The organism is Chitinophaga sp. 180180018-3, assembly GCF_037893185.1.
In the GTDB taxonomy this organism is placed as follows: Bacteria; Bacteroidota; Bacteroidia; order Chitinophagales; family Chitinophagaceae; genus Chitinophaga.
Map to the genome: position 1 here is coordinate 3,744,178 of NZ_CP140772.1, position 20,585 is coordinate 3,764,762.

Annotated in this window: 15 protein-coding genes; 4 read left to right on the plus strand and 11 right to left on the minus strand. The window is 46.6% G+C overall.

The genetic code is table 11. The annotated features are described in order from the left end of the window. Window positions 1–15: 15 nt before the first annotated feature. From UNH61_RS14750 to UNH61_RS14760, 3 genes are all read right to left on the minus strand, one after another. Window positions 16–3,345, minus strand: a complete 3,330-nt coding sequence (locus UNH61_RS14750) for a DUF6528 family protein (RefSeq protein ID WP_326992719.1) — start codon at window positions 3,343–3,345, stop codon at window positions 16–18. A gap of 24 nt (window positions 3,346–3,369) precedes the next feature. Continuing rightward, window positions 3,370–3,792 carry a DUF6326 family protein gene (locus UNH61_RS14755; RefSeq protein ID WP_326992720.1) on the minus strand — a complete coding sequence of 141 codons (423 nt, stop codon included), beginning with the start codon at window positions 3,790–3,792 and terminating at the stop codon, window positions 3,370–3,372. A 169-nt stretch (window positions 3,793–3,961) separates the two neighbouring features. Further along, entirely contained in the window at window positions 3,962–4,519 is a 558-nt protein-coding gene (locus tag UNH61_RS14760) for a ferritin-like domain-containing protein (protein WP_326992721.1), read from the minus strand. Between the two features lie 113 nt (window positions 4,520–4,632). Here UNH61_RS14760 and UNH61_RS14765 point away from each other — a divergent pair, with 113 nt between their 5' ends. Further along, the gene (locus UNH61_RS14765; protein WP_326992722.1) at window positions 4,633–5,091 is read left to right on the plus strand and encodes a low affinity iron permease family protein; all 459 of its coding nucleotides are present in this window, start codon (window positions 4,633–4,635) and stop codon (window positions 5,089–5,091) included. Window positions 5,092–5,287: 196 nt separating this feature from the next. Here UNH61_RS14765 and UNH61_RS14770 read toward each other — a convergent pair whose 3' ends face one another. Continuing rightward, window positions 5,288–5,506, minus strand: a complete 219-nt coding sequence (locus UNH61_RS14770) for a hypothetical protein (protein ID WP_326992723.1) — start codon at window positions 5,504–5,506, stop codon at window positions 5,288–5,290. A gap of 109 nt (window positions 5,507–5,615) precedes the next feature. On the opposite strand from UNH61_RS14770, the gene UNH61_RS14775 reads away from it, so the two are divergent. From UNH61_RS14775 to UNH61_RS14785, 3 genes are read left to right on the plus strand one after another with little or no spacing between them, the layout of a single operon-like run. Further along, window positions 5,616–6,161 carry a DUF6714 family protein gene (locus UNH61_RS14775; protein ID WP_326992724.1) on the plus strand — a complete coding sequence of 182 codons (546 nt, stop codon included), beginning with the start codon at window positions 5,616–5,618 and terminating at the stop codon, window positions 6,159–6,161. A 51-nt stretch (window positions 6,162–6,212) separates the two neighbouring features. After that, window positions 6,213–7,697, plus strand: coding sequence for an FAD-binding oxidoreductase (locus UNH61_RS14780; protein WP_326992725.1), 1,485 nt, complete (start codon window positions 6,213–6,215; stop codon window positions 7,695–7,697). Window positions 7,698–7,720: 23 nt separating this feature from the next. Then, on the plus strand, window positions 7,721–8,755 hold the full coding sequence (locus tag UNH61_RS14785) for an RNA ligase family protein (protein WP_326992726.1): 1,035 nt from the start codon (window positions 7,721–7,723) through the stop codon (window positions 8,753–8,755). Between the two features lie 95 nt (window positions 8,756–8,850). On the opposite strand, the gene UNH61_RS14790 is transcribed toward UNH61_RS14785, so the two are convergent. From UNH61_RS14790 to UNH61_RS14820, 7 genes are all read right to left on the minus strand, one after another. Beyond that, a complete protein-coding gene (locus tag UNH61_RS14790) occupies window positions 8,851–9,651 on the minus strand; it encodes an AraC family transcriptional regulator (protein ID WP_326992727.1) in 801 nt (266 codons plus the stop codon). Window positions 9,652–9,735: 84 nt separating this feature from the next. Continuing rightward, window positions 9,736–11,151, minus strand: coding sequence for an aldehyde dehydrogenase family protein (locus tag UNH61_RS14795; RefSeq protein WP_326992728.1), 1,416 nt, complete (start codon window positions 11,149–11,151; stop codon window positions 9,736–9,738). Between the two features lie 226 nt (window positions 11,152–11,377). After that, window positions 11,378–12,520: a TlpA disulfide reductase family protein gene (locus tag UNH61_RS14800; RefSeq protein WP_326992729.1), complete on the minus strand. Its 1,143-nt coding sequence runs from the start codon at window positions 12,518–12,520 to the stop codon at window positions 11,378–11,380. 14 nt (window positions 12,521–12,534) lie between these two features. Continuing rightward, window positions 12,535–14,139: a S41 family peptidase gene (locus tag UNH61_RS14805; RefSeq protein WP_326992730.1), complete on the minus strand. Its 1,605-nt coding sequence runs from the start codon at window positions 14,137–14,139 to the stop codon at window positions 12,535–12,537. 3 nt (window positions 14,140–14,142) lie between these two features. Then, entirely contained in the window at window positions 14,143–15,609 is a 1,467-nt protein-coding gene (locus UNH61_RS14810) for a TlpA disulfide reductase family protein (RefSeq protein ID WP_326992731.1), read from the minus strand. A 14-nt stretch (window positions 15,610–15,623) separates the two neighbouring features. After that, complete coding sequence (locus UNH61_RS14815) at window positions 15,624–16,991, minus strand: RagB/SusD family nutrient uptake outer membrane protein (protein WP_326992732.1); 1,368 nt, start codon at window positions 16,989–16,991, stop codon at window positions 15,624–15,626. Window positions 16,992–17,010: 19 nt separating this feature from the next. Beyond that, window positions 17,011–20,583: a SusC/RagA family TonB-linked outer membrane protein gene (locus UNH61_RS14820; protein ID WP_326992733.1), complete on the minus strand. Its 3,573-nt coding sequence runs from the start codon at window positions 20,581–20,583 to the stop codon at window positions 17,011–17,013. Window positions 20,584–20,585: the final 2 nt, after the last annotated feature.

The following is a 20,585-nucleotide window of genomic DNA, read 5'->3' on the forward strand; positions in this document are numbered from 1 at the left end:
ATAAAAAAGTTCGGTCTAATCGTCATCATCATCTCCCTCCTGTATCTTCACAAATGCGGCTCTACAGGGGGCAGGCATAGTACTATGCTCTCCTTTAACCGACTTCCAGATCACCTCATTCAACGGGCGATCAGGCACGCCATCAGCCTTTGAAAAATCGAATTGGGCGGAACGGATAGCGCTCTCATTCCAGGCTGTATTGCGTATGTTAATGTCGATCTGAGCAGGACGGGCGGTAAAGGCCGTGGTATCGGGCGTTGCCTGGAAGCAGCTCCACATCGGCATTGCAGCGGCATCGTACTGGCTCATCGGAGGCAGGCCGAGTATCAGCTCCATGGTGCGAAGCATGGCAGCGGTTGAATACATGGTATGGTTAACCTGCTTACGCCTGATATACGGGCTGATCACGTAGGCTACGGAGCGGTGGGCATCCACGTGATCAGGACCATCCTGGGCATCATCCTCCAATACGAAAATGGCAGACTCCTTCCAGATCGGGCTGTGCGAGATATGCTCCACAAGGCGGCCCAGTGCAAGGTCGTTGTCTGCTACATGCGCCATAGGTGTATAGCTGCCTTTAGATAAACCGGAAGTATGGTCGTTAGGCAGGTATACCGTGTTGAAACGGGGTACAGCGTTGATGCTCACCAGTGAATCGAAATCATGTTCGAATATCTGTTCACGGGCCACATCCTGTATCGATAAATTCCAGCCCGGATACCCGTGGCAATAGTTGCGCGGATCTTTCAGTACCGGCAGGGTTGGTACGCCGTTGTCCATGAATTCGCCATAGTTCCGGAAAGAAATACCTGCCCTGTGGCAATAATCCCAGATAAAACCCCTGGTAGGATTGGCGGCCGGCCGGCTTCCATCGAAGTCGTAGTTGCCACCACGACCGCTGTAATTAGCGGGCCAGTTCTTTTCTACAAAATCGGTAGCATAACCTGCCATCGACCAGTTATGACCATCAGCGCTGACTTCTGCATCCACATAAAAATTATCCAGCAACACAAAATCTTCCGCAAGGGCATGCGCATTGGGCGTAACTTTTCTTCCAAAAATACAGCGGCTGCTATCGCCATTCCCGCCGGGCATATCGCCGAGTATCTGGTCGTATGTGCGGTTTTCCTTCAACACATAAAATACGTATTTAATGGGCGACGCTTCTCCCTGACGGGTAGGTACCGGATTTCCGGACTCGCCCTGAGCAACAATTTCCTTTGCCTTATTATAAGGCGTATTCAGGTACACCTGCCGTGCATAGCGCTTCAGCAATGCTTCTCCCGGAACAGGGATCATTGACAGCGTGCCATGAAACATGCTACCAATGTATTGCATCGGTTTAGTAGTATCACTTCTTTTGTAAAAGGCTTCCTGTTTACCACCATAAGGATCTTCACCATCAGGATTGGGTAACGACGACATCCCTTTTCCATTGGTTACCAGTATCTGCTTACCCGATACCTTCACACAGGTAGGGTACCACCCGGTGGGGATGTATCCTTTGGCTTTACCCTGACCGGGCGCCGACACATCGAACACTGCCAGGCAGTTATTATCAGCATTGGCAACATACAAAGTTTTATTGTCCGGCGACAACGCCACACTGTTTGTAGTAGCGCCTATCGGCGCATCAGGGTACAATGCAGCGTTAAGCGTTTCCACCACTTTACGGCTGCTGCAGCTAATCACAGACACTGAGTTGGAGTTGGCATTGGCAACGTATAACCACTTCCCGTTATGGCTTACGGCCATATCATTGGGATGGTCTTCTACTGCAACGGAATCTGTTAATTGACCGAGTTTGGTATTATAAGTCCATATTTTTCGTCCGCCCCAGGCAGATATGTACAACTCTGGCAGCACCGGGTTGAGTATGCAGGTGTATGCTTCCGCAGAAAGCGGCACTCTTTTCAGCACCTTCATTGCCTGCGCATCGCAAATGTAGAGGGAATTGTCTTCCTTCGTAACAACGTACAGGCGTTGCTGTTGGTTTGCTATCGTCATCCCCGCAGGACCGATCTTATCTTTAGGCCAGGGATTTCCCAGCGCCAGTGTATCCGTCACCGTGAGTTTGCCGTTACGCAGTATGAACCGGGTGATTTTATTGTTGTTTCCGCCGGAAACGTAGAGGTACGGCGTGGTTTTAGCGAAGCAAAGTCCAAGCCAGGCAGAGCCAACGTCTACCCTTTGCACCAGCTTTCTTTCCTTTAATTGAATAAGATCAATGGTATGCTTGCCGTTGCCGTTATTGGTAACCGCCACATAATTTCCATCAGGCGAGAACGCCATATTCAGTGGAAGATCGCTGCTGAGTGGTACAGATGTACCTGCGGGCGTAAGCGACCAGCCATTAGGTAACTCAACTCTTACAGTGCTTTTGCCGGGAGCCTTTTGCGTGCTTAGTTTCGGCTGCTGCTGAAAATCCACACGCTCCGGATCATTGAAAACATCAGGCAGCCACCATCTTGCTTTATAAATCTTCAATCCCGGCTGCTCAAAAATTGTATGACCGTTGCTATCAATGATGGCGTCTGTCCACCATTGTTCCTTAGGTTTGGTAAGGATCACCGGAAAGCCTGCAGGGCCGGAAGATACGCTCTTGATATCAGGCTGATTGAAAGTTGCCGGAGTAATGCTTTTAGTAGCCGGATCAAAGACATACGCCCCGGCGGTGTTAGTAAACCAAAGCTGATCTTTGCCGTATACGGGGAAGAGATCATGGCCTTCCCTGCCTGATACCGGGATAGAATCGATCAGCACAAGATCCGGATGTTGACAATCGCTGTTATATCGAAACGATTTGATAGTAGTCATATCGGCCGACCATAGTACCTTTCTATGATTATCCCATACCACATTATGCCCGCTGGCAATAAATACCCGTTTGCGCCATACCTGTTCTGCTGCCACGGTGGTATCTACATGAAAAAGCGTGAGGTAGTTACCCGTACTGGAAGCAGTGACAATATTGCCATCGGGCAGCAGTGCTGCGGAATGTGTATTGCCACCGGCATAAGCATGGAATACTGTTTTCCGGTCGGCCACACGAATCAACGCTACCCCGCCACCGGAGGCAGTTACCAGCACATATCTGCGCCCATATACAGGCTTGGCTTCGTCTACATTACTGAACCACTTTACATGAGCTGACGGCAGATCCGATGCAGCCGGGCGCCATTCCCAGATTATCTGCCGGGTATCAGGATTAATGATGGCGATACGGGGCGCTTGTTGTTCCGTGATCACTATGCATTTTTTGCAGTCCTGTACTGTATCTTGTGCATAAATGCTGCTGGCGGAAAACAGGATCACCAGGGCATTTAGCAGATAAAATTTTTTCATCTCACTGTTTTTATAATTACTTTTTTACGCTGCGTTACGTGGCCAACACCAGGCATGCCATATGATAAGGGCAGTCAGGATGCTTTCCACTATGGCTAAAAATACATAAAATGCAAGCCATGCTTCCAGAGAAGTTACGGCTATCAGTAACATAATCAGCGTAAAAAATGAACCGAAAATAATATTCAGCCACCTGAGTATGGAGGGCCGCAGCAAAACATTCAAACAAACCATTCCTGCGGGGATAGCCAGCAATATACCAGCCGCCAGCAGCTTCACGGGGCTGTCCAGCATATTATAACCCTTTATGAGTCCATCTACTTTTCCCGGGACGTATAGTTCAAAATAGTCGCCATACAAATAGCATAAGGTTACAGAGGCCCAGAGTACTGATAGTTTAATTTTGGGATTTACAGGATAGTCCTGAAGCCTGTTTTCTTTTGGCATTGATTTTTTTCTCAATTTAAGATTTATATGTTTAATATGCCAGGCATCCAAAAATACATACAAAAAAATGGTTAGAAATAACAAAATGGCCACAAACCCGGTACCAACAGGTCAGCCGCTCCTTTCGGGGCGGCTGACCAATACAAATCGCGTCCTCTTGCGTTTATTACTACTCTTCGCTAGCCTTTTCATTTATATATTCCTCTGCAATACTTGTTAACATTGTGTCTGTAGCTTTTTCATTTTCCAATGTTCTATCCAGCAGTTTCGCCACTTTGGCGTGTCCCATTTGTTCAGCAAAGGTTTTCAGCGTACCGTAGGTCGCGATTTCATAATGTTCTACTTTCTGCGCAGCGAGAATAAGTGCGGCGTCTCTCACCATAGATCCTTCTTCCGTCTGTCCCATAATAACATTGACTTCTTCCAATAACCCAGCCATAGCATCGCATTTCTGAGCAACAGCTTTTTCATTCAATTCTTCAAATACCTGCTCTAACGTATTAATGTGTTCATTGGTTTCCTCTGTATGTCTTTCAAATGCGTCTTTTAACTCTTCACTTGTAGCCGCCTTTGTAAGTTTCGGTAATGCTTTGGCAAGTTGCTTTTCAGCCCAGTAAATGTCTTTAAGCGCGTCAAGGAAAAAGGTGTGGAATTCTGAGCCGGACATTTTCGCACGCGCGTTTTTTTCTTCTGAAGTTGCATGAGAATGCTTCATGTGCGTAGCCATAATCAGACAATTTTAAAGGTTCTCAATTGAAGAAAATGGCCTCAAAGGTCATGCCCTTCCCACAAGCAGATTGTGGCATAAAATTGTATGGTTGAATATACAAATCACTTTTTATGAAAACGTTTAGAAACGCTCTGACCAATATATTTGAAAAACTGGCAACGAAAGCGGTCAATGTAACCGGAAGTCCGGGTGCCTTTATTGTTGCAGTACTGATTATTATCGTATGGGCATTAACCGGCCCCATTTTCAAGTATTCAGATGCCTGGCAGTTAGTGATAAATACCGGCACAACTATTATCACCTTTCTGATGGTGTTCCTTATCCAGAAGGCGCAAAATAAAGATTCAAAATCCATTCAATTGAAGCTCAACGAGCTTATTGCCGTTAACAAGCTGGCAAGTAATCGCTTAATAGATGCAGAAGATCTGACAGAAGAAGAACTCAATGCTTTACATAAATATTACAGTAAAATGGTAGAGGTTACCAGAGAAAAAATAATCAGGGAAACTTATTCTACGGAAAAAAAAGAGTCTGGTGGGGAGAAAAACAAAAAGAAAAACGAAGAATGACAGCCCTGTGCCGGTTAAAGGCGAAATGTAGCGTTAGTACTACAACTGCCGATTTCATTCCACGTGTATAGCTGACTCAGACGGGATTGCAGCCTCTTCGGGCCTGCAGAATTATTATCTAACGGTACCGTATATACTTAGTGAGCAACCCCTGAACCAAGCTTGCTCACTAAGTCCTATACCCACTACTTCAGCGCTATTTCTTCGGCGGCTTCGCAGCGGATGTGTCTTTCATCATGGCAGTATCTTTAGTAAGAGCGGTGTCTTTACTGGCGTTGTTGTCGCCCTGCGGGGTATATTTACCTTCATTGATACTGCTGGAATCACTGACCTCTTTTTTGGAACCTCCTGTTCCGCATGCCTGTCCTACAACAATAGCGACAGCCGTTAAAACCAATAATGCTTTCTTTTTCATGATAGTCATTTTTAACCGTGTCACAAAAGTGGTACCAGTAAGGCTGGTACAGGGTCTGCCATAATCACAAATATTTGTACTTTAGCGGAACAGAACCATTGTGATCCGCATGAATAAAGAGGAATTAATAGCAGAAATCAGCGCAGCCTTTAAAGACACCAGGCTGGACGATGGCGTCGGGCTTTGGGAAGGACAGGGACTGGATGATTATGCTGACGCCAAAACTTTAATGGAGCTGAAAAGAAAGGATGAAAGAAAAGATTGGGATAAAATATCTATCCCCGATCTATCCCGGTGTGCCAGCTCACTACATTTTTTTGATGCCAAAGGAATGCTGTTCCATTTGCCTAAATTCCTTATTGCTGATATATCAGGCCACGAAATATACGCTTCGCTAAACATACAGCCACCAGATGTGCTTTTCACACTAACTTCAGATTTAAATGGCGATTATCAGCGGCAACGGTTTTCGTTATTAAATAACGCGCAGCTACATTGTATCATTCACTACCTCGAGTATAGAATAGATCAGATGATTCAATTATATAATGGTTATGCTGTTACTTATGGTTCGGATATTCATTCACTGGAGTATAATCCGGATTATAGGGAGTTGAAAAAAGCGCTGAGTATATGGGAGGAAAGGTTGAATTAGCAGGACGATATTGTATATTTATCTTTTATTATCATGTAACCGAATTAACCCATGGAAAAGATCACTCCCGGCGATATACGCTACCCTGATCTCGTAGAAAAAAGATTCAACAAACGTTTTAAAGGAAAGCCTGACTATATCCGTTTGCCTGCATCCACAAAGGAAGTGGTGGAAGCCCTTCAGGATGCTGTAGACACGAAACGACGGCCGGTGGTGCGCAGTGGCGGACACTGTCTGGAGGGTTTTGTAACAGATCCTGCGGTGCAGGTACTTATTGATATATCATTAATGAGCAATGTTTATTATGATACGGAGAAGCGAGCCTTTGCCGTGGAGGCAGGTACAACAGTAGGTGAAACCTATCGCAGGCTGTTCCTGGGCTGGGGCGTAGTGTTGCCTGCAGGCGAGCACCCCGGAATAGGCATGGGCGGTCATGTGCTGGGTGGTGCATTCGGTTTTCTTTGCCGCGAGCACGGACTGGCGGCGGACTATCTTTACGGCATCGAGCTGGTAACAGTGGATGCTTCGGGGAAAGCTCATGCTGTGGTGGCTACACGGGAAGCCACAGATCCTAACCGGGAGCTTTGGTGGGCCCATACCGGCGGTGGCGGCGGCAACTTCGGCATTATTACCCGCTACTGGCTGAGATCTCCCGACGCAACAGGAACAGATCCTTTTTCAGCATTGCCCAAAGCACCTGCATCCGTCACCACTTTCCGGGTAGCATGGAACTGGCAACAGTTTAACGAATCATCGTTTTCCAGTCTGGTACAGGATTTTGGAGCGTGGAGCCTGCAGCATAGCAGTCCGGATTCGCCTTACACATCATTATTCAGTATCCTGTTTTTGAATCATCGCAACATCGGCAAGATCGAAATAAAAGGACTTTGTATTAGTGAAAACGCACGCACACTTATCGATGCATACCTGAAGGCCATTGCTGATCCTGTTGAGCTCCCTTATTCATTGCAGCTCGAAGAAACGCCATGGCTACGCTTTGCACTCAATCCTTTTCCGGAATTATTTCAACCCGGCTTCGATAATGTGCAGGCAAAAGTAAAAGATGCTTTCTTCCGCAGGCCCTTTACAGACAGTCAGATCGCAACCGCCTACAGATATCTGACAGTAGAAGCCGGTATTGGCGGCGGCCTCGGCATGGCCACTTATGGAGGGAAAGTAAATACAATTGCACCCGATGCTACGGCCTCGGCTCAACGAAATTGTATGATGGATGTAGCCTGCAATACAGGCTGGATGGATCCCGCAGGCGAAGCGCCAAGTCTGAACTGGGTGCGCAATTTTTACAGGGATCTCTTTCCTGACTCGGGAGGAGTGCCTGTACCTAACGAACAAACGGATGGTAGCATGATCAACCATCCTGATACGGATCTCGCCGATCCGGAATGGAATCAATCCGGCGTTCCATGGCATACACTTTATTATAAAGAAAACTATCCCCGCTTACAGCGTGTAAAAGCCCAATGGGATCCACTGAATATATTTCATCATGCGCTATCTATACAGGCTGTTGATTGATCAATGATTTTAGAGAGACAGATATGGACAGGAATTCTGAGTACGAAAAAATGCCAAAGAGCCTGAAAGGCCTTCACCTTACTGAGAAAGAACAACATGAATTAAATAAATTGAAGTGGGTGGTAACCGAGAAGATACACGGCGCGAATTTCAGCTTTATATACGAACGCCAGCAATTGCTATACGCGAAACGAAAAGACTACCTCAAATGGGATGATGATTTCTTTGGCTTTCAAATCGTGGCGGCACGAATGGAAGACAACGTAATCAGCCTGTTTGAACAATTAAAACAGGATATTTCTGCCGATAGGTATATCATCTACGGAGAACTATTCGGAGGCGGGTACCCTCATCCGGAAGTCGCGCCGGATCAGCAGGTGCAGGCAATTCAAACCGGCGTGTATTATTCCCCCGCGATACAATTCTGCGCTTTCGACATTGCAGTGGAAAATGATACGGCAGGATCCAAAAAGTACCTGGATTACGATGTTTCAATGGCGTATTTCGAACGTTTCGGCATCCTATATGCCCAGGTGCTGTTTGCCGGAAAACTGAGCGAAGCCCTGAATTTTGATATCAATATAAACTCCGGTATTCCTGCACAGTTGCAGCTTCCTTCCATTACGCCCAACCTGATAGAAGGCGTTGTGATCAAACCTCTAAGCCATTCGGGGCTTACCGACTTTGAGACACGCCCCATTATCAAGATTAAAAATCCGCAATTCGATGAAGAAAAGAAATTTCACGAAGCTATAAAATGGTCGTTTATACCGGATGTTACATCGCGCGCGGAGGAACTCACTTTCCTGGTTGATGAAATGGATCGTTACATAACGAAGAACCGGCTGGATAGCGCGTTATCGAAAACCGGGCGACTGGACTTCAGCAACGAAAAGAGAATGCAGGAGATAAAACAGGAATTCCAGGAAGATATATTTACCGATTTCAACGACGATAATGGCAATATTCTCGCTTACCTCGACGACGCCAAAACCAAGTGGATAAAGGACCGGATAAACGCCCGCATTGCGGCTTTTATTGCTGACAAAGGAGATTAGCTGGTTCGGTGTCAGGTATAACAGGAGAAGTGTGTCTGTTGTCACTTTCCGGATGAGGAAGATAAGAAAAAAAATACCGCAAAGCATTTCGCGGATCAAATCTTACCAGCCTCCGAAGGCGACTGCCCGAACTGTTTTTTGAAGGCAAATGAAAAATGTGATAAGTCCTCGAACCCTAAATCAAGATAAATATCGTTAGGCCGCTGTCGTTTTTGCGTGATCAGGAAATAAGCTTCCTGCAGGCGCCGCTGCTGCAGCCAGCTGCGCGGCGACGTCTGAAATGCCTTTTGAAAATCCCGCTTAAACGTAGCCAGGCTCCGGCCGGTAAGGTAGGCGAAACGTTCCAGCTTAACATTGAAATGGTAGTTCTTCTGCATGAATTCTTCGAGATCAATTTTATGCGGCTCTGAAAAATCGAACAATACCTTCTTCAGATTTTTGTTGTACGCAAACAGCAACATCAGTACTTCTTTCTGTTTTAGCTTTAGCAATTCCGGTGCTTTATTTTCCAGCAGCTCCCGGTACTGCAGCAGGGATTCCATGAAATAACGCAGATGCTGCGCATCAGACAAATTAATAAAGGCAGGTGTTTTCAGTTTATCTTCCAGGTGGAATGCTTCCTGATCACAGACTTCTTTGAGCGTTGCTTCATCCAGCCATATAGACAGGGATTTGAATTCTTCCTTCTCTGTTGGCGTCTTCTCAAACTTCAACAAATTATTTTTCCGGGCCAGATAGAGGTCGCCTTTCCTGAATACCGTTCTTTGAGTGCCATCATTCAGTTCCATTTCTCCCGAAATAATCATCGACAAAGTATGATGTACCACAAACTGTTCCCCTTCCCGAAACGCGGCGAAATGGCAGGAGTAATTGATGTATTTATTATTATCAGACATATGATTTACCGGACTGCGTAAAGAACATCACCCAGGTAAAAACCCGGGCGATGCTCATAAATATAGAACTTTTTCGGCTGCTGGTTATACCAGTATTGATTTAGGTTCCAGGTAGGCATCCAGTCCGTAAGCGCCAAACTCCCTTCCTATTCCTGATTGCTTGAACCCGCCGAACGGCGCCAACGGATCATGTTTGAATCCATTGATGCAAACCCTTCCGGCATCAATCCGCGAAGCTACGCGCAGGGCACGGTTTTCGTCGGAAGAAGTAATATATGCTGCCAGTCCGTAGGTAGTATCGTTGGCGATAGCGATGGCGTCTTCCTCATTTTCGTAGGGAATAATAGAAAGTACCGGGCCAAAAATTTCCTCCTGCGCGATGCGCATGTTATTACGGACATTGGTAAAGATGGTAGCTTTTACAAAATTCCCGTTTTCAAGTCCTTCAGGCTTGCCGGTTCCGCCAGTCAGCAGGGTGGCTCCTTCATCCAGGCCAATTTGGATATACTGCTGTACACGTTCGAACTGTTTTTCGGATACCATTGGCCCTACGTTAGTGTTGTTGCTGGCGGGGTCCCCTACTACTATCTGTCCGGCGGCAGCCCTGGCCAGCTGATTCACCTCCGTTAGCTTCGTTTTGGGCACCAGTAAACGTGTAGGCGCAATGCACGCCTGTCCGCTATTCATATACGCTCCAAATACCGCCTGCGGGATGGCCTGTTCAAAATTTGCATCGTCCAGGATGATATTCGGTGATTTTCCACCCAACTCCAATGTTACGCGTTTTATCGTGTCCACGGCAGATTTAGCAATTAGTTTTCCGGTAACGGTAGAGCCGGTGAAAGATACCTTGGCAACGTCCGGATGGTTTGTAATGGCGTTGCCCACTACATTTCCCAATCCGTTTATCATATTGTAAAGTCCTTTCGGCAAGCCCGCTTCGTGGAAACACTCCGTAAGTACCTGCGTTTGCAATGCGCTCATTTCACTTGGTTTCACCACTACCGTGCAACCCGCAGCGATAGCCGTTGCCAGCTTGTTGCAAACAAAGCTGTTGCTGGAATTCCAGGGAGTGATGATGCCCACCACGCCTACCGGGGTCATCTGCACCACCGTGTTTCCTGCCTTTCGCTGAAACTCAAAATGACGAAGCGTTTCGATCATATTATCGAAAGAAGCGATAGCGTTTTGTGTGCTCATAGCGCTGAACTGCTGTGTACCGCCATATTCCAGGATCATTACGGAGGTCAATTCTTTTTCTCTCTTACTAACGGCATCCCGTAAGTTTTCCAGCAGCTTAATACGTTCTTCCACACTCGTTTTGGAAAACGATTTAAAAGCTGCTTTAGCTGCGGCAATTGCCCGCTGAGTATCTGTCTCATCGCCTAATGTTACTTCACCAATCTTTTGATGATTAGCTGGATTGATCAGATCAAAAACCGCTGTACCGTTGAGTGCTACAAACTCACCATTGATGTAGCCTTTGCTGATAGTTTTCATATCCTGTAGATTTTACAGGACAAAGTTCCGGGGATTTGGGAAGAAGTACTTTGTTGAATGGCTCAAATATGGTTTGTTGGACAGCTCATCAGATCACAATGAGAAAAATTTGGAGCAAACGGGTAATCAACCAATTAAACCCATGCCGGGAAGACTCCCGGCATGGGGGGGGTTATATTGCTTATGAGAAATACATCAAGCCATTCTTAATGGTTTAGCGTGCCAATCATTTGGACAATACTTTCTGCAAAGTTTCCTCCAATGTAGCGCCACGCAGGTATTTGGCAATGATTTTCCCATTAGGGTCAATAAGGAAATTCATAGGTATAGCATTTACTTCATATAGTTTTGCTGCTTCATTTTCCCAGGCTTTGAGGTCAGTAACCTGTGTCCAGGGCAGACCATCTTTTTCGATAGCAGCCAGCCATTTATCCCTGTCGCCGGCTTTATCCAAAGACACGCCCAATACGGTGAAGCCTTTATCTTTATACGCATTGTAAGCTTTTACCACATTGGGATTTTCTCTCCTGCAAGGCGCACACCAGGATGCCCAGAAATCCAGCAGTACGTATTTACCTCTGAAATCAGAAAGCTTCACCGGTTTGCCGTTGGTGTCAGTCTGAGTGAAATCAGGAGCCTCTGCTCCTTCCTGCGTTTTCTTCACTTTGGCAATTCTTGCCGCCAACTCCAGCCCCAGATCTGACTTTCTGATGGCGGGGTCCAGCTCATTAAATGTCTTTTCAGCTGCCACTGCATCAAACTCCGGCGGCAGCGTGGAATTAAAAGCCATTAATGCCATATAGCGCGACAGATTGGCTTTTACATATTTCATTTTAACGGCGATGATTTCTCCCTGTATCTCATTTGCCCTGCGATCGAGGCTTGCGATATACGCGGTATCCCGCTGCTTTTCGAGGGATTGCCCCTTGAACTCATCATTCAGCACGCCATACTTATCATAATAAGGCTTCAACAACGCGGTAATCTTTACATTGTCGTCATTAACAGGACTGCCTGTAATAGCCGCTTTTTTGATAGAATCACCGGCGGCTATCGTAATAGTTCTGTCTTCAATAAGAAATGGCAGAATATCTTCCACCGGGCGCGTAGTGGGGTCTGGTGGCAGATCACTGTGCTTTACCAGCAGGTGCGCTTCTTTAGGAGCGCCAACACTCCCACGAAAAACAAACTTTCCGTTTTTCATGATAGTAGAATCAATCTGCCGCTCTCCTTTTACCTTATAGGTAAGAAATACTTTCGCCGGAGTTTTTATATTACTTACGCTGCCTTTGATAGTATACCCCTGCTGTGCCATGGCGAGAGCCGGCATGCTCAACACCGCCAGAAAAAACATGCTGTTCAGATTCATATCTCTTTAGTTTTTCAATGTTGCTTACTTTTTTTTGTCGCTGTCTTCTTCAATATAACAGCATAATGTCCGGGCTGCTCCAGTAGCTGTAAAGCCTCCTGGAAGCTGGTATTATCAGTGTTGATAACCTGCTGATAATAATCATTGCCGGCAAAAAGCTGACTGGCTACCTGGCCTTTTATTTCCAGCGACAACAAGCTGATGATCCTGTCTTTACTGGAAGGATGTAAGGGCAATCCGGCCTTTTCCGCAGCGCCAATCACCTGCTGTACGAGATAATCGGGCACGTTGTAATGCCGGTTGAAGGCGTTGAAATCAGGGTAGCTGGATAAGAGGGCCGCACGATTAGTATCCAGGTAATCGAAAGTAAACCTGCCAGCGAGATTATGGTCAGATACATCCTGCAGCCAGCCGTTGTATTCCACGGTATCAATCGGGATGAATTTATCCGGCATGATGCCCCCACCGCCAAAGACAGTGCGCTTATTTACCAGCGTAGTATATTTCAGCGAATCGGGAAATTGAATAACATTGGCATGCATCAGTTCACCACTGGCTAATCGCGTTTGTACGTTATCGTTATACTCAGCTCCCTTATAAGGTTTCTGAATGGATCTGCCGGAAGGGGTATAATAACGGGCGCCTGTCAGCTCCAGTACTGCCCCGTCGAATACCGGCACCGGACGTTGCATCAGGCCTTTACCGAAACTTCTTCTTCCTACAACTACTGCCCTGTCCCAATCTTGCAGTGCACCAGTCAGAATTTCACTGGCGGAGGCGGTGTACTGATCAATCAATACCACCAGGTTGCCTTCCATAAAATTGCCGAATCCGCCAGTGTAGTAGTAATCTTTCCCCTTATCTCTACCCATACTATAAAAGACCAGCTTATCCTTAGGTAAAAATTCATCAGCAACACCTATTGCCGCCTGTACATAGCCTCCTCCGTTACCCTGTAAATCCAGGATCAGGCTTTTCATACCCTGTGCTTTCAGCTGTGTAAGCGCCTTATCTATTTCTGTGCGGGTAGTTTCACTGAAGATGCGTAACGATATATATCCTACTGTATCATTGATCATATAAGCAGATCTTACTGACCTGTCGGCCACCACATCCCGGATAATGTCCGTTGTAAACGTGGCTTCGTTTCCTTTACGGAGCACTTCCAGGGCCACAGGCGTTCCCTTCTTACCCCTGATTTTCTTCATGATATCGAAGTTGGTGGCTCCTTTTACAGATGCCTTATCAATGGTGGTAATCCTGTCGCCCGTCTTCAGGCCTGCCCTTTCTGCGGGGCCTCCGGAAATAACCTGCGTGATATAAAGACTATCATGCTGCATCATATACTGTATGCCGATACCAGCAAAATTGCCTTTCATGGCCGCCTGCATCTGCGCAGCCTCCTCACTGGAAAAGTATTTCGAATGTGGATCGAGTTCGCGCATCATGCCTGTAATCGCAGCATTTATCAACGTTTCTTCATTCAGTGAGTCTACGTAGTTTTCCTGGATGGTTTTCAGGGTCTGCCACAACTTTTCTTTAGGATTTACCTGCGCATGTGTGGATAATGAAAGTCCAGCCAGGCCTAATGTTACAATAACATATTTCTTCAGCAACATAACCTATTTTTCGTTTTTTAAAAGTTCAATGGCATAGCTCAGCTCATCTACCAGCTTACTCGGGCTTCCGGAGTAGCCTTCAGAAGTATAACGCATTATGCCATCTTTAAGAATCACCTTCCTCGGAATTGCGGACGACTGGAAGAAAGGCACGAACGATTTAAACACCAGATCCTGCTCACCTGTTTTTTTATTGACTGCATCATGAAGCAAATGAAAACGGAAACCTTCCTGCTTTACATATCCAACAGATTTTTCCTTGTAGTTGCCGGTTTGCATAGTACCGACCATATAAACAGCTACCTGTGGATCTGATGCGTATTTATCGACCAGCATTTGCATGCCCGGAAAGGCGCTGATACAGGGTTTACACCAGGTAGCCCAGAAATCCAGCACTACAATTTTATCTCCCCATTCACTGGATCTGACCATCTTGCCGTCGGCATCTTCCAACGCAAACGGCACATACTCCTGGTTAGTCAGTTGGGCACGTACCGCCGCCTTCAATTCTTCCTGTTCATTACCTGATTTCAACTGCAGCAGATATTTATCATATGCACCGGCGGTTTTATTTTTGGCAGTGAATATGGCCTTTAAAGCGTCAAACATCCCGGCGGTCATGGCATTGGCCCTCACACAATTTTCAAGGAAAGCCTGTATCGATGACTGGTCACCGGTTTGCCGAAGTATATCCAGCCGAACGTTGTTTAGATCGGCGGAGGCATAAGCTCCTTTGGCAGACAGGTATTTGAAGTATCCTTTAGCGGTGGTATATTGTTTCAGATTATGCAGGAGGGAAATATGTGTACTCAGTTCGTTATCCAGTTGTTCGCTGGCATTGGCGGCCGCCTGTTCCGGATTAAAAACACCGTTTTCCTCATAAGATCTGTCAGTTACTTTTTTTACCAGCTCATCAATCAGTGAGGTGGATATACGAACAAGTGTATCATAGCCTACGGTCTTGAAAACATAGGCCCGCATAACATTCCATCTGTACAGTTCATTCTCTGTTTTAAAATTAAGCGGCGTGCAGAAAGCCATAAATTTTTCAAACTTACGGTTATCCATATACGAAGCTCCCAGGCTCCGGTGAATGGTATAATAGATAAACTCCTGGCCGTTCGGATTGACCTTCCATTCTGCATAAGGAAAAGTTTTCAGAAAATCTTCTGAAGCCGTAGTCATTTCCGCCGCGGTTTTCAATGAAGATACCTGGTGGAAGGCGGCAAGCCTGGCCAATGCCCCTTTAGGATACTTGTTCACCAAAAGCTGTTGTAGCTCCTGCCCTCTTTTGGTATCCTTTAGTTCAAACTGGTAATATCGTTGTATATCCGACAATTGCTGCTCTGTCAGATCTGTTCTCTTTACCAGTTCTTTGGGATCAGCATTGCGGTACTGCTCCGCTTTCTGGGCAAGTGCAGCGCTTCCCGACAGAAGGCAGCATCCTAACGCGATGATTCTATTTCTCATATCTTGCAAGGTTGTTAACGTTGATTTTGCGTCAATTCAGGATTCAATTCAATATTCTTTGGAGGGATAGGATAAACGTAACGGTCTCCTGGCTTCAGTGTATAGGTAACGCCTTTGAATACACGCGTTACGGTTTCCATCAAAGCAGGTTCCATACTGAGCCGGCGTTGATCAAACCAACGTAGCCCGGTGCCAAACAGTTCTCTCCTTCTCTCGTCAATGACTATACGTAATGCCTCATCATTGGATGCCGCTGTTAATACCGCGTATTGTGCAGGCCGGAATCGTTTTTGTCTGAGTTTATTCACCAGGGCCATCGCATCGTCTTTTCTGCCGGCTCTGGCCAATCCTTCCGCCTGAGTCAGCATCATTTCCGGTACAGAGATCCCTACAGATACATTGTCGCCCATAAAGATTTTATCGCGGTAAGAACCACGTCCGGTGAAGGATGGCAGAAAAGTGCTACCGGCACGGGTAAAGAGCTGATAACGCAGGTCTTCGGGTGTGAGCCTATTCAGCAGCTCCGTACTCAACGGCAGGTCAAGGTATCCGGGCTTGCCTGCCTTCTTACCTAAAATAACTTCCGCGTTATCCAGTCTCCGCGGATAGGCATTTTTTCCATCGGCATAATCATTCAGATCCAGCAGCGTACTTTGTACACCCAGGGCTTTGGCGGCGTTGTCGGCGGCTTCGCTGTAGCGTTGCATGTACAGGTAAGTTCTGGCCAGCAGGCCGTAACCCGCTGCCTTACCGGGATGAAAGTTATAAGAAGGGTGGTCCGGCAGCTGCGGCAGGGCTTCCGTCAGATCTTTGATAATCTGATCGTACACCTGTTTCACAGAGGCCCGGTTAAGCGGTACCTGCAGATCGGGAGAGAGTAATAACGGCAACCCCGGATCCGCAGCGGCATTAGATGCATTGTATACCCTTGCGTACAGGTTGATCAATGTCAGATACGTGGCTGCCCGCTGCGTTTGTGCTTCTGCGTAGACATGGCGTTTTTGCTCCATGGAGCCGTCGGTACTGGCCATTACATTTGCTGTTACCTGGTTACAAACGTATATCTGATTATATAGCTGGTCCCAGCCTGCATCGTTTTGATCGGAGGTATAGTAGTCCGCGGCCCAGGTATAGATATTCCCTAATTCGTTGGTCAGCTGATTCTGCAGGCTGGTATTGGATTCCAGGTTGATATCATCACTGGATAACATCGGCAGCGCAGCAGAAGATTCGAACAGGCTCATATTGTTGAGCAGGCGCTGGAAATCGGCGGTATATTTAAATTGCCGCTGGTTGGGTTGTTCCACCTCCACGAACTTGCGGCAGGAAATAGTTCCTACAGCAAACACCAACAGCGAAAGATATATATGTTTCATTGTCATATCGTTCATTTTTCCGGTATTAGAAAGAAGCATTCAGGCTCATGAAATAACTGGGAGCAGGCGGCAGATTGGTATAGTTGGTGCTCATCGCGTAACTGGGATCTATGCCGGCTTTATTTTGTTTCCAGATGATACCAGGATTTCTTACCGCGAGGTTTAGCCCTACTGATTTTACCATCATTCGCGATAATGCTGCTGCAGGCACCTGGTAGCCCAGGGAGATCTGTTGTAATCTTATATGACTGGCGCTTTCGACCAGTATATCTGCCATCTTGTAACGGTTGCTGCTATTGGTGGATACATTGGGTAGCCCGGGTACATTGGTGAACTGTTCATCTCCCGGTTTACGCCAGCGGTCGGCCAGGTCGCGCTGCGTACCAATCAGACCGTAATAGTTATTGGTAGCGTAATCTGGGTAGTTCTCTATAGATAAGCGGCGAAACACGTGTCCTATTTCGTAGGTCATGCGAACACCCAGTGAAAAAGATTTATACCTGAAGTCATTGAAAAGTCCTCCGAAATAAGGTGGCGTTGTGCGGCCCATATATACCATGTCATTGGCGGTGATCTGGTTATTGGCCATGTCGGCGGTGATGATTTTTCCATCTGCCGTATATATCTGGGAGCGGCCTTTGTTATCCAACCCGGCCCAACGATAAGCATACATATAATCTTTGGGCATCCCCACTATGGGCGTACTGCCGGATACAGCCATGCTACTGGTAGGGCGTGTAAACCGTGCATCTGTTACTTCATTGGTATTATAGGCAAAACTGAAAGTGGCCGACCAGCCGAATTGGTTGTTGCGGATAATGTCTCCCCTTATACCCAAATCATAACCATGTCCTTTCATGCTGGCAGCATTATATAAAAGGGTAGACCAGCCATAGGTGGTATTAACCGGGAACCACCATAAAATATCGGTAGTTTTCTTCGTATAGGCGTCAACGCTAAAATGCAGCCGGTTGTTAAACAGATCCGCATCTATTCCCAGGTTCAGGGTCCTTGTCAGTTCCCAGCTGATTTTATTATTGGCGGGAGATAATACATTTCCGTATGGCTCCCTGGTTAAAGGATCCAGCCCTTTCAGATCGAGAATAGCGGTATTGCTGGCACTCATGGGTACGGAGCCACCGGTACCATAGGTAAGTCGCAGGTTAAGGCTGTTCAGCCAGCTCAATGACTTCATAAACTGCTCTCCGGTCACATCCCATTTCAGGCCTGTACTCCATAGCGGCCTGGCACGTTGTCCGCGGGATGCCCCTGCAAGCGTAAAGTCGTCGAAACGCAGGCTGCCGGACACGATATAACGATTATTCAGTATGGAGAGAGCACCGTTACCGTAGTACGACAAAAACCTGTTGATAGAACGATTTATAGCGCCATCAGAGAAACCCAGAGAAGTGCTCCAGCCCATTACCGTCATATAAGATGTAGTAGGATTCCAGGAAGCCGATGAATAGGTATCTCCATCAAAACCATAGCGGGTTTGCTGATAACCGGTCGACTGATCTTCCCTTATTTCTGTACCAGCCAGGGCATTGAGGGCGAGGATGTTTCCCCAGGATTTATTGACGTTTACCTGTCCGCGTAAAGCATAGTTAAAGGAATTACCGTTAGTATTGGTCATTTTACCGCCATAAGGCACACCATATACCAACCGGCCGTTGGCGCCGATAGTTGTACCGGTATTGACCAGCACCCTTGAATTATAGCTGTTCAGTTCATCCAGGATGGTAGTTTCTGTCAGGTTACGCTGGAGAGATCCGGCCACACTTACATTGATCCAGTCTGTGATTTTGGTATTAATATCCGTTGTAAAGCGAAAGCGGTTTTCTTTCGTTGTTGAATTCCCGTAATTCAGCTCCTGTAAAGGGCTATAGGTCCATGGAAGATAGCCCTTATTCAGGAAGTCGGCGGCTACTTCATCACGAAAATCGATGGAGCGTGCAATTGGATTGCCGCTGGCATCTGCCAGCATTTCATAAGGGCGCAGGCCCAATCTGCCATTCCCCATGGCATTCAGCGCAGCGGTATTGGCAACGCTTACCGAATAGTTGTAATTGAGGCCCGTATTCACAGTTACCCGGTTATTAAACAATTCGTTACTCAGGTTGGCAGTAACGAAATAACTTTCTCCTTTATTTTTTTTGAATACCGGTACATCTTTGGTATAGTTGGTAGAGAGATAATAAGTGCTATGTTGCCCCCCGCCGGAAAAGGAAAGATTATACTGCTGGGAAACGGCCCGCTGCAACAATAAGTCGCGGATCTGACTACGGTTATCCATTTTGCTTAATGCTGATAGTGCGGAATCGCGCTGACCTGCTGTTGCAGTACCTCTGTCTGCCTTAAACATCCACTCCAGGGCGTCACTTACCGGCCTGTTCTGATTAAAAGTCATCCAGCTGTTATCCCATTTAATGGGATCAGTGAAAAAGCCCAGATCTTTCATTTCTTTTTCCAGGTCAATATATTGTGCCGTGTTCATCCTGTTCAGATTTTTCATATTAGCAGGATTGGAAACACTGAGGTTTGTACTGAAATTGAGCTGGGAAGAATTCTTCTTTCCTTTTTTTGTAGTGATAACGATTACGCCATTTGCTGCTTTTGCGCCCCAGATGGAAGTGGCAGCGGCATCTTTCAGGATAGAGATAGATTCGATGTCTTCGGGGTTATACCTGCTTAAAACAGATCCACCGCTGGCAATTTCATTTGTTTTTCTTGTCAGATCCTGATCTATGGCGGGAAATCCATCAATCACAATCAGTGGCGTACTTCCGGTACCACTTCCCAATGTGTTCACGCCGCGGATTGAAATCTTGTTATTTCTAACATCAAAACGTACACCAGGAGCTACGCCTTCCATACGTTCCATGAGGTTGACGGCCGGCACCTTTTTAAGATCCTTGCTGGTAATCTGCTCGAAAGCGCCGGTGGCCCGCTCTTTAGGCAAGGTCTGGTACCCGGTGGACACCACATTTACTTCCTGTAACTGCCGTACGTCTTCTTCCAGCTGCGCATTAATAACAGATTTGTCGCCCACCTCCGCCTTTAGTGGAGTCATGCCTATATAAGTAAAAACGATAGCATTTGTTTTTTCTTTCAGGCGCAAGGTATATCTGCCATCACTGCTTGTCAGCGATCCAAACCGGATAGCATAACCTTCCGGAATTACGGTAACTCCTACCAGCGGGCGACCATTTTTATCCGTTACAATACCTGTTATCGTCTGTACATAATCTTCGGTTGCTCCAACAGCCGGAACCTGCTCCGGTAGTGCCTCCTGGTCTTTCGGAGGCCGGGTATCCTTAATGATGGTGTAATAATTTTCCTGTACATAAAGGAAAATGAATCCTTTATTGTACAGTAATTCTTTCAGGAGCGCTTCTACGGGTTCCTTTTTAGTAAGCGGTTTTTTCAGATTCACGTAAATGTTATCCAGCAGATGTTCTTCGTAAGAGAACCTGGTACCATAAACTGCTTTTACCTCGTCCAGTGCGGCTTTTAGTTTTATCTGCTGCTGAGCAAATAGCTTCCCCGGCAGTGCTGCCCAAAGGCAACACATGACAAATAACAATCTTCTGTACATGC